The sequence below is a fragment of the Asticcacaulis sp. AND118 genome (assembly GCF_020535245.1).
GTDB lineage: Bacteria > Pseudomonadota > Alphaproteobacteria > Caulobacterales > Caulobacteraceae > Asticcacaulis.
Genome location: NZ_CP084911.1, coordinates 672,377 through 686,158 on the forward strand (window position 1 = coordinate 672,377; position 13,782 = coordinate 686,158).

General features: G+C 62.9%; 8 protein-coding genes. 1 reads left to right on the forward strand and 7 read right to left on the reverse strand.

Annotated features, from left to right (window positions below; translation table 11 throughout):
* Positions 1-131 precede the first annotated feature (131 nt).
* From LH365_RS16515 to LH365_RS16545, 7 genes are all read right to left on the reverse strand, one after another.
* Positions 132-1,040, reverse strand: a complete 909-nt coding sequence (locus LH365_RS16515) for a LysR family transcriptional regulator (RefSeq protein WP_226745657.1) — start codon at positions 1,038-1,040, stop codon at positions 132-134.
* Between the two features lie 388 nt (positions 1,041-1,428).
* Positions 1,429-3,609 (reverse strand): exo-alpha-sialidase, encoded by a 2,181-nt coding sequence (locus tag LH365_RS16520; protein WP_226745658.1) that lies wholly within the window; start codon positions 3,607-3,609, stop codon positions 1,429-1,431.
* A gap of 71 nt (positions 3,610-3,680) precedes the next feature.
* Complete coding sequence (locus tag LH365_RS16525; RefSeq protein WP_226745659.1) at positions 3,681-5,099, reverse strand: alkaline phosphatase; 1,419 nt, start codon at positions 5,097-5,099, stop codon at positions 3,681-3,683.
* A gap of 178 nt (positions 5,100-5,277) precedes the next feature.
* Positions 5,278-8,202 (reverse strand): TonB-dependent receptor, encoded by a 2,925-nt coding sequence (locus tag LH365_RS16530; protein WP_226745660.1) that lies wholly within the window; start codon positions 8,200-8,202, stop codon positions 5,278-5,280.
* A gap of 129 nt (positions 8,203-8,331) precedes the next feature.
* Positions 8,332-9,285, reverse strand: coding sequence for a FecR family protein (locus LH365_RS16535; protein ID WP_226745661.1), 954 nt, complete (start codon positions 9,283-9,285; stop codon positions 8,332-8,334).
* On the reverse strand, positions 9,275-9,793 hold the full coding sequence (locus LH365_RS16540; RefSeq protein ID WP_226745662.1) for an RNA polymerase sigma factor: 519 nt from the start codon (positions 9,791-9,793) through the stop codon (positions 9,275-9,277). Before LH365_RS16540 ends, LH365_RS16535 begins: the two co-directional genes overlap by 11 nt.
* An 89-nt stretch (positions 9,794-9,882) precedes the next feature.
* Positions 9,883-10,560: a 50S ribosomal protein L11 methyltransferase gene (locus tag LH365_RS16545; protein ID WP_226745663.1), complete on the reverse strand. Its 678-nt coding sequence runs from the start codon at positions 10,558-10,560 to the stop codon at positions 9,883-9,885.
* Positions 10,561-10,794: 234 nt separating this feature from the next.
* Here LH365_RS16545 and LH365_RS16550 point away from each other — a divergent pair, with 234 nt between their 5' ends.
* Entirely contained in the window at positions 10,795-13,593 is a 2,799-nt protein-coding gene (locus LH365_RS16550) for a TonB-dependent receptor (RefSeq protein ID WP_226745664.1), read from the forward strand.
* Positions 13,594-13,782 lie beyond the last annotated feature (189 nt).

Sequence of the window (13,782 nt, forward strand, 5' to 3'; positions counted from 1 at the left end):
GCTATCGAACGTGCTAACTCGTCATCGAAAAGGACACTGGACGCGTCCTTGATGAAGATAATCAGGTTGCATCCGTCGAATAAGCGGCCAATAGCTTGATGCGCCAGTGAATCAAATTCATCGCTGTGCCTTCACAGCCCCAGCGGCTGGAGTTCCCGGATAATGTCTATCAACAGACGCAATCCCGTGGGCACCTGATGGCGCCCGGAATAGTACATATGCAGTCCAGGACCCAAGGGGGCCCAATCATCGAGCACGCGGACCAGTTCCCCCCTCTGGACGTAGGGGATTACCGTCGGCTCTGGCAGGTAGGCCAGCCCGCCGCCCCGACTCACCAGTTGAAGTGTGAACTGCGTATTGTCGATCGTGATTGGGCCGGGGACATCAAGCGCGATTTCCCGACCCTTGCCTTCAAGTTCCCAATCATAGCGTCCGCCATTGCCAAGTCGAATTCTGACGCCCTGATGCGAGAGCAGGTCTTCGGGGACTTTCGGTATGCCAGTCTTTTCTAGGTATTTGGGAGACCCAACGACAACCCACCGAACATCGGCGGACAGGCGCCGGGCGATCATGTCGTCGGGGACGGTGCCGCCCCACCTGATGCCAGCGTCGAACCCTTCGCCGACAATGTCGACCATGCGGTTCGAGACACTGACTTCGAGTTCGACGGCGGGATAGCGCTTGAAGAATATAGGCAACACAGGGGCGAGGAGTAAGGTGCTCGCCTCTTCCAGCACATTGAGCCTTATTCGACCTGCAGGCTCTGCGCGGAAACGATTCAATCCCTCCACAGCCAAGCCAATGGCTTGAAAGGGCTCGCTAATGGAAGCGAAGAGCTCTTCGCCGGCGGCGGTGAGCGTCACGCTACGGCTGGTCCGATTCAATAGCCGGACGCCAAGGCGTGCCTCCAATCCCTTCAGTGAGTGACTCAGCGCCGACGCGGTGACACCTTGCTCAAGACCGGCGAGGCGAAAGTTCCCATGTCTGGCTATCGCAAGGAAATGGCTGAAATCCAGGAGGTCAGAACGGTTGATTTGCATAGTGGGAGTATGGCGTACCGATGAGTGTACCTCAATAGGGGGCGCTCAAGCGTTAACTACATGCCGCCCGGGGCCGGTATCTCTTCGTTGTTGTTAACATCTTGTGACGTTTCGACTCGGCCCGAAAATGTAAGAATCACAGTCCGGATATGGAGAAAAGGCCAGCTATTTTCCGGCACGAGGATCCAAAAATTCACGTGCCGCGCTGGAATCAAGCTTGTCGGCAGCCTTGACCATTCTGATTGCTATGTGAAGGGGGGGCGATCCTGGTGTCCGGACCCTAAAGGGTATGGGCCTGGAGCCTATTCAGACGTTCGTTTTTATCGAGATATTATTGCCGGAACGAAGTTCGACTCCGTCAAAGCCCTTTACACTTTACGGCACGTCGCTACGGCATATCGCTCTGGTTTGTCGGTTTGCCGACCAGGGTCCCGCGTCCGTCGGGTGAGATGTACAGCACACCAAATTCCCGCGGGTCGCCGGCAATGGCCCGCATCCGCCCGAAGCGCGTGGCGTCGGTATTGATCCGTACCCACGACTGCCCCTTGTCGGTCGAACGCCACAGGCCTTCCTCGCCGTTCACCTTGCCCCATATAAAAACCGTGGGGTAGGTCGCGCCGGGGGCGGCCTTGCCGAAGGTCACCTGCCAGGCCGCATCGACGCCGTTCAGAGGCGCAGAGGCCTGACGGCCATTGATGTGGATGAGCCTGTCCCCGGCCGCCAGCCACAGTTCGCCCGCCTTGCCCGGCACGGCGCGTAGCTGTCCGCCCTCGGACGGCGACAGGGTGAGCAGCGTCCGGAAGGTCGCGCCGTGGTCGTCGCTGATCAGCACCGTACCCGTTCGGCGATCCCAGCCGTAAAAGACACCGTCCCTGACCGTATCGGCAATGGCTTCCTGTCCCTTCTCGGCCTTTGGCCAGCCTCTCGATACCGCCCAGCTCCTGCCGAGGTCCGGGGAAGCGTATGCCGGTTCCCCCTCCGGCACCCAGACCAGCGAGGTCGCGTTGGCGGAAATGACGATCCTGCCCGCCCGGTGGGCGTGCCAGTCGGCGGTGTCGATGGGCTTGGGCACCGAAGACAGGCCGTGCCAGCTTTGCGAGCCGTCGAAGGAGATGTAGCCGCGCCCGGCCTCGTTATCGACGGAGCGCACGATGACTTTCGGTTTTAAAGCGGCAAAGGCCACCGACTGATTGGTTTTGTTCATCGGGGTGAAAAAGCCGTTCGTCGGGCTGCGGCTGAAATCGTCGAACGCTGTGCCGCCGACATCGCCCGCCGCCATCAGCACACGCGGTCCGTCGGGCGGGCTCTCCAGTCCCAGAACCACCGTCTCTTCCAGATTGGCGTTGGTGAAGTCGAAGCGCACGGCTTCGCCGCGTTCGAGGGCGGAGAGGTTGCGCGTGCGCCACACGCCGTAGCCGGTGCCGTAGACCAGTTCATCCGTATTGAACGGATTGATCTTCACCGCGTCCATCCAGTGGCCCATATCGCGGCGGCTGCCGGCGTCCTCGTCATCGCCGGTCATATAGCTGGCCAGCCACGGATATTCGGTAAAGGCGTGTTCGGCCCTCGGTCCAACGGGTTTCCAGTTCCGGCCGCCGTCGCGGCTGACATAGAGGTCGTCCTTGCTGGCGTAACGGTTGGAGGTGGAAACGACCAGCACGCCGCCTTGCAGGTCCAGGCCCGAATAGCCGAAGGTCACGGTGGCGCCGGGCTTGTCCGGGGAAATGTCGGTCCAGCTTCCGTCCGTGTTCAACCGATACACCGCGCCGTTCTTGACCCCGTGCGGGCCGAGGCCGTCGGCAAAGGTGACATAGAGATTGCCAGCGTCATCGAGCGCCGCCTGATGCGGGATCAGGGACGGCGAGCCGGGAATCAGGGCGAAGGTCTTGCCGCCGTCGGTCGAGCGATAGACGCCGCCGCCGGCCGAGCCTTCCCATGCCGAGACATTGGTGCCCGAACCGGCATAGATCACGTCTTGGCCGAACAGCAGGAAGGTCACGCCCGCCGGTGCGTAACCCGCGACCTTGCGGAACGAACGTCCGCGATCGGTGCTTTCCCACAGGCCGTCCCTATTGCTGCCGAGCAGCAGGCGCTCGCCGTTTTTGGGATCGACCACCAGTCGTTCACCCGTGCCGCGCCCCAGGGCATTGCCGCCCAGCCGGAAGGGCAGGGTGGTTTTTTGCCAGGTTTTACCGCGGTCTTCGGAGCGTATGACGCCCGCCTGCGGCACGGCGTCGGTCAGATAAAGGCCGCAGGTCGAATAGAGCCTATCGGGATTCTGCGGATCGACGGCCAGGGCCAGATTGCCTAAGCAGTCCCAGTCGTCGCGCCCGAAGCCGTCCATCAGCGGCACCCAGCGGTCGGTGGTGAAGTCGAGGCGATAGGACCCGCCGACATCGGTGCGCACATAGAGGCGGTCTTTCGCCTTCGGATGATAAAGGAAGCCGTCGACAAACCCGCCCCCGCCCAGAGGAACCGTCTTCCAGCTATAGGCGGCCGGCTCGGCTTGAACCGTGAAGGTCGAGGCCGCGATGAATCCAAGGGTCAGGCAGAGGTGTCTGACGTTCATTCCGGCCTCCGGTTTTGCTGCGTTTGCGCCTTTCGTAGCTGATCCTGAAGTCCGGTAAAAGTGGTTTCACCCTACTTCCGATCGGAGGTGGCCGCAAAGCGCATGACCTCGTACAGGAAGGTGGATTCCACCGTGCCGCTCAGCAGGTGGGCGAAGGGGCCGGAGGCATAGACCGGGACGTCTTCGCCGGCGTGCTGGGCGCTTGACATCGGCGTCAGGGCCGTTTGATGGAAGTCCGGCGACAGGGCCTCGTCCTGGGTCAGGGCAGGGCTGCCCGCAGGACGCGCGCCGGGACCGGTGGCGTAGTTCAGCGTCAGGCGCGGCTGGCCGTTGCGGTCGGGTTCATCGACGCCGTTCTTGCGCGACAGGCCGAGGATCGGCTCGTTGCGCGTCGAGCCGGCGCTTAGAGTGAGGCTGTGGCTGTGGTCGGCGGTGACGATGATCAGGGTTTCCGATGCGTCGGTCATCTCCATCGCAGCCTTCACCGCCTTGTCTAACTCGTCGACATCGGTAAGGGCGCGCAAGGCGTTGTTTTCGTGATGCCATTTGTCGATAGAGGCGGATTCGACCAGCAGGAAGAAGCCGTCTTCGTTCTGCGCCAGCACCGAAATGGCCTTGCGCGTCATGTCTTCGAGCGTCGGCGTCGATCCCTGACCCTTGTGATCGACGACCGAGAGCAAATCACCCTCAGAAAACAGACCGAGCAGCGTTTTCGTCTTACGGGTGTCGACCGCGCTCAGCGCCGCCTTGTCGGTCACTACAGCCGCCGCCGGGCGGGCGCGCCACAGGGCCGTCAGATCGCGATCCTTGCGCCTGCCCCCCTGAGCTTCGGTCAGGAAACGCGCGCGGTCGCCGCCCAGCGCCACATCGATGCGCGTGGTTTCGGGCGCTTCGACCAGTTGCCGGGCGAGGTCGATGCAGCCGGCCTTAGCGGCATCGGCGGGCAGTTCCGCGTCCGAGCGCCAGCCGCGCGACGGCACGTGGCCGTAAGCGCCGGCGGGTGTGGCGTCGGTGAGCCCTGCCGTGGTGACGATACCGGTCGTCTTGCCCTGGGTTTTCAGGATTTCGGCGAGGGTGGCGACCCGTGCGCGCTGGCTTGAGGCGCAATCGCCGCTTTTGACCGTCGCATCGACGCCGATGGCGGCGTTGATCGTCTTTACGCCGGTGGTGATGGCCGAAATGCCGTTGGCGGAGTCGGTGACGAACTTGTCGGCGGAATAGGTCTTGGACAGGCCGGTATAGGGCAGGCTCTCAAACGTCAGGCGGTACGACGCACCGTCCCTACCGCGATTTTGCCCGGCCAGTATGCGCCCGGCGGTGACCGAACTGACGCCCATGCCGTCGCCGATGAACAGGATGATGTTGCGCGCCTTTTTCGTGTTCGGCGCACGGTCAAGCGCGGCGCGCAGCTCCGCCGAAACGGGGCTTTGCGCCACGGCGGGCGCGGCGCACAGGACGGATAGCGAAAGGCAGACGAGCAGGGACTTCATGAGGTACTCAAAGCATAAGGGAGCCCTGCCGGCTCTGGAGAGGGACCGGCAGGGCGGAAGGGCCGGATCAGATACGCGACCCGGCCGGACTGGCGTTTAGAGCGATATGCCGCAAGTGTCAGCAGTTTTGACGGCGTCGAACTTCGTTTCGGCAATAATATCGCGTCAAAACAAACGTCTAGAACTTGCCGCGCACGCCGACGGAGAAGGTGCGGCCGTTATAGGTATAGCCGCCGAACTGTCCGTTCTGGGTGAACTGCCACTGGGCTTCGTTGGTCAGGTTCTGGCCTTCGATGACGAGGGTGAACTGATCGTCGATCTTGTAGCTGAAATTGCCTTCCAGCGAGCCGTAGGCCTTGTCGTTGAGGCTGGCCAGGCCGCCGGTGCCGACCGAGGCCAGTACGTCGTCGACCCACGAATAGGACAGGCGCGCCCCAAGACGGTTCTTCTCGTAATAGACCGTCAGGTTGTAGCTGTTCTCGGCCACGTTCTGCATCTTGTCGACGAGGGTAGCCGAATAGGCGGCTTCGGAGTCGGTGCGGGTATAGCTGGCCAGCGCGCCCAGACCGTCCCACGGCGCTGGCAGCGAACGGAAGTTCTGCTGCCAGGCCAGTTCCATGCCCTTGACCCAGGCCGAACCGCCGTTGACCGGAGCCGTCAGCAGATAGTTCTGACCGTCGATGGCGATGGTGGTGTTCTGGTTATAAACGAAATTAGTGATGTCCTTGTAGAACAGGCCGCCGATCAGGGCCGAACCCGGCGCGAAGTACCATTCCGCCGTCAGGTCGTACTGGTTGGCTTCGAACGGATCGAGCAGCGGGTTGCCGCCGACGGCGGTGAAGACCGTGCCCGAAGAGTTCAGCGTCAGGCGCGGCGACAGGTCGGCCAGCGACGGACGGGTGATCACCTTTGCGGCGGCGGCGTGGATCTGCACGCGGTCCGACACCTCATAGGCCAGGTTCAGGCTGGGCAGGGTGTCGCGATAGGTCTTTTCAAACCGCACGGGCAGGGCAGCGGAGCCGGTGTCTGCGTGACCTTGCGAGACCTGTTCCGTCTCGGCGTAACGCACGCCCAGTTCACCGCGCAGCGAACGGCCGAACAGTTGCGTGTCGATATCGGCGGCGGCGTAGGCCGCCGAGATCTTTTCGGCGACGTAATAGGAGTTGCGCAGGTCGCCGCGCGCCGGAGCGGTGCTGGTGATGGCCGACATGTCGAGTATGGCCATGAACTTGTCGCGGTTCGGGCTCAGCCAGGTTTTGGGCAGGGTGGCGCCGACCTCACCGAGGAAGTCGTCATAGGCGATGGTGTCGTAATAGTCGCGGCCGAACAGGGTGTTGTTTCCGCCGATCGTCTTACCGCTCAGATCCCGCGTGAAGTTGATGTCGCGGCGGTTATAGCGGCGCGAACGGTCCCGGAACTTGACGCCCGCCGAGACCTGAGCGAACGGGCCCCAGTTGAGGGCGCGTTTGCCGTCGAACTGGACAGCGTTTTCTTCGTCCAGCGAGTCGTTGACGCGCCATTCCAGACGCCGGAAGGGCAGGATCGGGTTGCTCAGGCTCTGGGTCAGGAAGTTGAGCGTCGGGACGCCATCGCCGACCTGCGGCAGGAAGAATTCCAGTCCGCCGGAACTGCCCAGAACGCGGGTGCGGGTGATCGGCTGATCGGTGTTGGAATAGGCGCGCGCCACATAGACGCTGCCGCTCAGATCCCAGGCGCCCAGCTTCTGCCTTATGGTCAGGTCGGTAAGCTGGTTTTCGTGGACCAGATAGTCGATCTCACGGCCGATCTGGGTGCTGGTCGAAGTGGTGCGCCCGCCGACAAGCGCGCCGTCGCGCACCTGACCGGTGCCGGCCACGAGGCTGGAAAGGACGAAATCCGCCGAATAGGTCAGTTCGTCATAGAAGTCGTCGAGATAGGAATAGACGTGCGACAGCGAAATGTCGGTGCCTTCGCGCGGCTGCCACTGCACGGCGGCGGTCAGGCCCCAGCGCTCGCGGCGCTCGGTTTCCAGCGTCGGGCGCACCGCGCTCGGCACATAGGTGGTGTCGGTCGCGCCGTCGCCATTGACGTCGATCTTGCCCGTCGTCCAGCTCACGCCGGTGATGCGGTCAGACCGCAGGCTGCGGACGCCGTAATTGGCCGAAACCAGCACGCCCAGCGTGCGGTCTTCGTTGTTCCAGCTCCACAGGCCCGACACCTTCGGATCGGTCTTTTTAGCCAGCTCGACATAGGTCGAGGTCAGGCTGATGGCCGAGGTCGGGGTCTTGAAATCGAGCGGCTTGAAGGTGCGCAGATTGACCGTGCCGCCGATGGCACCCTCATCCATGGCCGCCAGCGGCGACTTGATGACCTCGACGCCCGAAACCATTTCCGTGGCGAGGGTGTCGAAGCGGAACTGACGGCCCGATTGCCCGGAATCGCGCACGTTTTCGTTCACGGCGGCGCTGCGGCCATCAATGGTCACGTTCTGGAAATTGGGGCCAAGGCCGCGAACGCGAACGAACAGGCCTTCGCCGCGATCGCGCGAGATGGAGATGCCGGGCACGCGTTGCAGCGCTTCGGCGATATTGTTGGCGGGAAACTTGCCGATATCTTCGGCATTGATGACGTCCACGACATTGGTGGCGCGGCGCTTTTCGTTCAACGCCTTCGACAGCGAGTTGCGGAAGCTGGTGACGACGATCTCTTCAACGGGTTCGTCGGCCACCGGTGCGGACGCCTCGGCAGCCTGAGCCTTTGCGGTCGCCGCGCTGACGCTGCGGGCGGCCGTCTTCACCTGACCGGCGCGAATGACGATCACCTCGCCCTTGACCGTGTAACCCAGCGACTGACCGCTCAGCAGCCGGGTCAGGGCCTGATCGACGCTGAAATGGCCGTTGACGCCGGCGGTGCGCTTGCCGCTGGTCAGGGTCGGGTCGGCGACGATCTGCACGCCGGTGGAGCGCGAAAGCTGGATCAGGGCGGAATCGAGCGCCCCGGCCTTGATGTCGATGTCGGCAGTGCGCGCGGCGACGGTTTGCGCCTGCGCCATACCGGCGGTGAAGGTTCCGAGCGTCAGCGCCGTCAGCGAGGCCGAAAGGCAAAGGAAGCGGTTGAAGGTCACAGTCTTATCCCCATTGGCCGCCGTTTCAGGCCCATCCCGTCGCGGCGGCTTCGGGGATAGAGACGCAAGGCGATGGCCGCGACCGGACAAAGAATTTGATGAATTAATTATGACGCGTCATGCCCGCGCTCAGCGCAGGACGAGGACATCGCCCTGCCTTTCGACGCTGAAACCATGCACCAGCGCCAAAGCCTCCAACTGGGCTTCGGGGGCATCCAGCCTGACGCGGCCCAGAATGGGCTTGGCCTTGAGCCGTTCGTCGGCGAAGCGGATGGTCAGGCCCGACTGACGGCTGAGCGCCTGCACGACGCGCTCCAGCGGCCAGTTGTCGGGTTCGATCCACCCTCTGCGCCAGTCGTCGCCCTCCGGATCGAAGGCGGTGAGCGGCTTGACATCGCCGTCGTTCAGGCTGGCGCGCATGCCGCGCGTGAATTCGCCGTAGCGACGCTCGTTACCGGTCAGGCGCACGCGGCCGTCATAGACGTCCAGTTCGATCCCTTGCGGCAGGTAGCTGAGATTGAATTCGGTGCCGAGCACGCGCACCTGCCCGCCGTCGAGCCCGACGAAGAAGGGGCGCGAGGCGTCGTGCGCCACATCGAAATAGGCCTCGCCGCTTTTCAGCGTCACCTGACGCTTGTAGCCGGTCAGGCGGGTTTCCAGACGCGAGCCGCCGTTCAGCGTCACCTGACTGCCGTCGGAGAGGCGGATTTCACGGGTTTCGCCGGGGCGGGTGTTATAGACGGACAGGGGCGTCGTCCATTCGGCCACGACCGGCGGCAGGATCGCCATGCACAGACAGGCGGTCAGCGCCGCGCCGGCGGCGCCCCAAACGGCGCGCCTTTGCCACAGGGGGGGGCGGGCTTGGGCGTCATGGACGTGCGGTCGGTCGAACTGCGTCAGTGCGTCGTGCAGGGCGCGATCCTGCCCGATTTGCAGCAGGCGACGATAGGCCGCCTCGTGTCGGGGATCGGCCTGCCGCCATTGCAAACCCGCGTCGCTTTCGCCCTTGATCAGGGTTTCGTCGACATGGCGGGCGGCGGTGTTCCACAAGATATCGTCCCGGTCCGCGCGCTCAGGCGTCATATCGTTTTCTTTTCTGTTCGGCCCTGGCGAGGGTTTCATGCAATTGCCGCAGACCGCGATGGATATGTTTTTCGACCGCGTCGGCCGAAAGATTGAGGCTGCGGGCAATATCATCGCAACTTTCGCCGTGCAATCGCCGTCGGATCAGCACCTCGCGCCGCAAGGGCGGCATATCCTTGAGGGCGTCGGTGAAGGCTTCGAGACGCTGCTTGTGCATCAGAACCTGCTCCGGCAAGGGGTTGTCGCACGCCAGTGTGTCGTCGATGGCTTCCGTGGGCCTCAGACGCGCGGCGCGGAAATGGTCGCTGATCAGGTTGAGCGCGATGCGCCGGGCCAGGGCAGCGATATTATCGACCTTGTGCTCACGCACATAGGCGACCAGCCGCGCCAGAGTCTCCTGCACCACATCCTCGCGCAGGGCGTGGTCGCGCACCTTGCCGGCCACGAAGCGCGACAATCGCTGGCGTTCATCGGCGATCCACGGGAAGGGGACGGGGGCGGGCGGCATGGGACGATGCTTAGTCCGCATGTGCGACAGTTTTTTTACAGTGCGCGCAGGGCGAGCGGATTGTGGCCTATCGGTCGCAACAGACGCTGTCAGAATCTGTAGAGATGCCAGTTCACGGCGATGCGTCCGCCATTGTGCCAGGCGCGCCGGGTGGTGATGTCGGGTGTCAGTCCGGCCTCGGCGAACAGGTCGCGGATGCCCCGGCTGTCGGCAAACGCCCCTGACGCCAGCAGCGCCTGTCCACCGGGGGCCAGAAGTCCGAAGACCTGGCTCAGGAAACGCTTCTGCACGCGCATCAGGCTGTGATGCTCCTGATTGAAGCCCCACAGGCGGATGGGGAACCACAGATTGGCGGCGATATAGTCGAAGCGTTCGGGGACGTCGGGTGCGGACGCGAACTGCAACACCTTGCCTTCGCTGAGCGTGACGCGGTTCGCCACGCCATTGGCGGCCACATTGCGCCGGGCCAGCGCCACGGCGGCGGGATCGATGTCGACGGCGTGCACCTTCGCGCCGCGCCGGGCGGCGGCTATGGCGATCGCCCCGCAACCGGTGCCGACATCCAGCAGTGTCTTGCCGCTCAGGTCGTCGGGCAGGCCCTGCAGGATCATCGAGGTGGAATAGGTGAAGTCTGGATGGGTGGGGTAGACGCCAGGCTCCAGACGCAGGTCGAAACCGTATTCGGCATGGATCATCGGCTGACCGGCCGTGACGAAGGCCGCCTCCCACTGTCGCGCGAAAAACAGGTATCGCCATCTCGACAGCATGGGTTTCCTTTCGGCAGGTTCGGAATTCAATCGATTGTAGGCTGACGTGGGAAGGACTTGCACGCGGAAAATCGCGGGCCGGGTCGAATTCGTTCATTCCACTTCGTGCATCGATTCATGCAGGATTGGGATTCGCGCCTGAACGGAAAAGCGGCCTAATATCCTCGCATAACAAGATGGCAGGGATGCGCAAAACGCATCGAAATCCGGCCTCACAGGCAAGGAAAAATGGACATGCACACAACAGGGGCTCAAAAGGCTCATCGCCGTCTGGCGCGTGGCGCTTCGATCATCGCGTTGCTGGCTCTGGCAGCGCCCGTTATGGCGCAGGAGGCCGCGCCTGTGGCCAATGAGGAGCTGGTCGAAGTCGTGGTCACCGGCTTTCGCGGCGCGCTGCAAAGCGCCATCCGCACCAAGCGCAACGAAAGCGGTGTGGTCGACGCCATCAAAGCCGAGGACATCGCCGACTTCCCCGATCTGAACCTCGCCGAGTCGCTGCAACGCATTCCCGGCGTCGCCATCACCCGCGCCAATGGCGAGGGCCGTCAGATTTCGGTGCGCGGTCTGGGCTCCGAATATACCCGTGTCCGCGTCAACGGTATGGAAGCCATCGCCACCACGGGCGGCACGGTCAATTCCGGCGGCACCAACCGCACGCGCGGTTTCGACTTCAACATGTTTGCGTCGGAACTGTTCAACTCCTTGAGCGTGCGCAAGACGGCCTCCGCCGATGTCGAAGAAGGCTCGCTGGGCGCAACCGTCGATCTGCAAACCGCCCGTCCGTTCGATTATCGCGACGACCAGTTCGTCATGTCGGCTCAGGCCAGCTACAACGATCTGGCCCGCGACGTGCAGCCCCGCTTCACCCTGATGGGCAGCAAGCGCTGGGCCGACGGCAAGCTGGGGGCGTTATTCTCCGTCGCCTATGAGAAGCGTCATATCCTCGAAGAGGGTGCGAACATCACGCGCTGGAGCGCCGGCGGGGCCAATGGCGGCTTCAACACGGCTTCGACGATCAACGGTTACACCATCGCCCAGATCAACGACGCCAGCGCGACGACCGGCCTTTTCCATCCGCGCCTGCCGTCCTATGTCAGCTACGACATCCATACCGAACGTCTGGGGATCACCGGCTCGTTCCAGATGCGTCCCGGCGACAAGACGCTGCTCACCTTCGACGTCCTCTATTCCGACGTGAAAACGACGCGCGGCGAGCATCAGCTTCAGGCCATCGGCCTCAGCCGCAGCGGCGTGGGTAAGCCGCAGACCGTCATTAAGAGCGGTACGGTCGAAGGCCGAAACATCGTTCAGGCGGTGATGGACAATGTCGACATGCGCACCCAGACCGCCTGGGACGAGATGGAGACCGAGTTCACGCAATATACCCTGACCGTGACGCACGATTTCACCAACAAATTGCGCGGCGGCTTTATCGGCGGCCATTCGCAGTCGGAGTTTTCCAACCCCGTCTCGACCATCATCACCTTTGATCGCGCCAATACGCTGGGCTACAGCTACGACTTCCGCTCGCGCATGCCGGCGATCACTCTGGGCTTCGATGCCACCAACCCCGCCAACTGGGCGATGACCAACGGCAGCTCGGAAGTGCGTATCCGTCCGAACTTCGTCACCAATGCCTTCGCCAACGCCAAGGCCTATCTGGAATACGAGGTGAACGACAATCTTACGCTCAAGGGCGGCATCGACTACCGCAAGTTCACCTTCGACTCGCGCGGCTACTACCGGATCAGCGAGACGCGCACCGACACCCTGTCGCCGGCCGATCTGGCGGCGGTGTCCACGGTCTTCTCCGGCTTCGGGCGTAATCTCGACGCCCCGGCCGGCAACGCTACGGCGTGGCTGGCGCCTGACCTGCAAAAATTCGCCGACAAGTATCAGATCTACTGCAATTGCGGCATCTACGCCTTGACCGGCACCGAGAACTCTTCGGCGCGCGGTCAGTGGATCAAGGTCCGTGAAGCCGATACCGGCGTCTATCTGCAGGCCGATTTCCGCTTTACCGCCTTCGGCCTGCCGTGGCGCGGCGATGCGGGCATCCGCCACGTCAAGACCGATCAGTGGTCCTCCGGCTATGCCGCCACCGGTTCGGGCGCCAATCTCAAGATCGAAATGGTCGAAGCCGAGCGTTCGTACGACATGAACCTGCCGTCGGCCAATTTCGCCGCCGACCTGACCGACGATGTGGTCTTCCGCATCAGCGCCGCCGAAACCATCGCGCGTCCGTCGATCTCCGGCCTGACGCCGGGGGGTGATGTCTCGATCCAGGGCTCGAACTTCTCCTATTCGCGCGGGAATCCGGACATCAAGCCGACCAAGTCGAAAAACCTCGACCTGTCGCTGGAATGGTATCCCGCCCTGAATTCACTCTATGCCGCTGGGTTCTTCTACAAGAAGATCGACACCTTCGTGCAGACCGTAGTCGAACGCATTCCTTTCAACCAACTCGGTCTGCCGCTGTCGCTGCTGACCCCGACCAATACCTCGCCGAGCGAAATCTTCAACGTCAGCCAGCCGTTCAACAGCCCCGGCGGCGAGTTGAAGGGCTTTGAAGTCAACGCCCAGCAGCAACTCGACTTCCTGCCGGGTTTCTGGGCCCATTTCGGGGTGCTGGCCAACTATACCTATGTCGACTCCAGCATCGACTACCTGACCTCGACGGCGGCCAATGCCGCGGTCGTCAACCAGACCCTCATCGGCCTGTCGAAGAATGCGGCGAACTTCACCCTCTATTATGAGACCGAGAAGTTCTCGGTGCGTGGGTCCGTGGCCTATCGCGAAGGCTATCTGACGGCGGTTCCGGCCGCTGACGGCAACAGCGTCGCCGGCACCAATGAGACGACCAATTTCGATATGCAGGCGTCGTATAACCTGACGCCCAGACTGAAGCTAAGCCTTGAAGGCATCAACCTGACCGACGCGTTCAACGATCAGTATGTCGATGCCTCCAACCGCCTGAACGTTCGCTCTCACACCGGACGCCAGTTTTTCCTGAGCGCGAGGTACAGCTTCTGATCTTCTACGTCGTCCGGCCGCTTCCCGTCCGGACGCCTCCCCGGCGTACCCCTGCGCCAAGCCGCCGTTCTTCTCCCCGGAGACCGGCTTCAACTCCAGGCACGGCTGCCGTCTTCCCGCAGCCGTGCCTTTTCTTTTCCGTTGCTTGTCAGAGGAGGGTGGGCTTGTTAGCCTCAGGTCAAACAATAC

Coding starts and splice junctions, on each gene's coding strand:
- LH365_RS16525 (WP_226745659.1), bottom strand. CDS start 5,099: ATGAAGTCCCTGCTCGTCTGCCTTTCGCTATCCGTCCTGTGCGCCGCG.
- LH365_RS16535 (WP_226745661.1), bottom strand. CDS start 9,285: ATGACGCCTGAGCGCGCGGACCGGGACGATATCTTGTGGAACACCGCC.
- LH365_RS16545 (WP_226745663.1), bottom strand. CDS start 10,560: ATGCTGTCGAGATGGCGATACCTGTTTTTCGCGCGACAGTGGGAGGCG.
- LH365_RS16520 (WP_226745658.1), bottom strand. CDS start 3,609: ATGAACGTCAGACACCTCTGCCTGACCCTTGGATTCATCGCGGCCTCG.
- LH365_RS16540 (WP_226745662.1), bottom strand. CDS start 9,793: ATGCCGCCCGCCCCCGTCCCCTTCCCGTGGATCGCCGATGAACGCCAG.
- LH365_RS16515 (WP_226745657.1), bottom strand. CDS start 1,040: ATGCAAATCAACCGTTCTGACCTCCTGGATTTCAGCCATTTCCTTGCG.
- LH365_RS16550 (WP_226745664.1), top strand. CDS start 10,795: ATGCACACAACAGGGGCTCAAAAGGCTCATCGCCGTCTGGCGCGTGGC.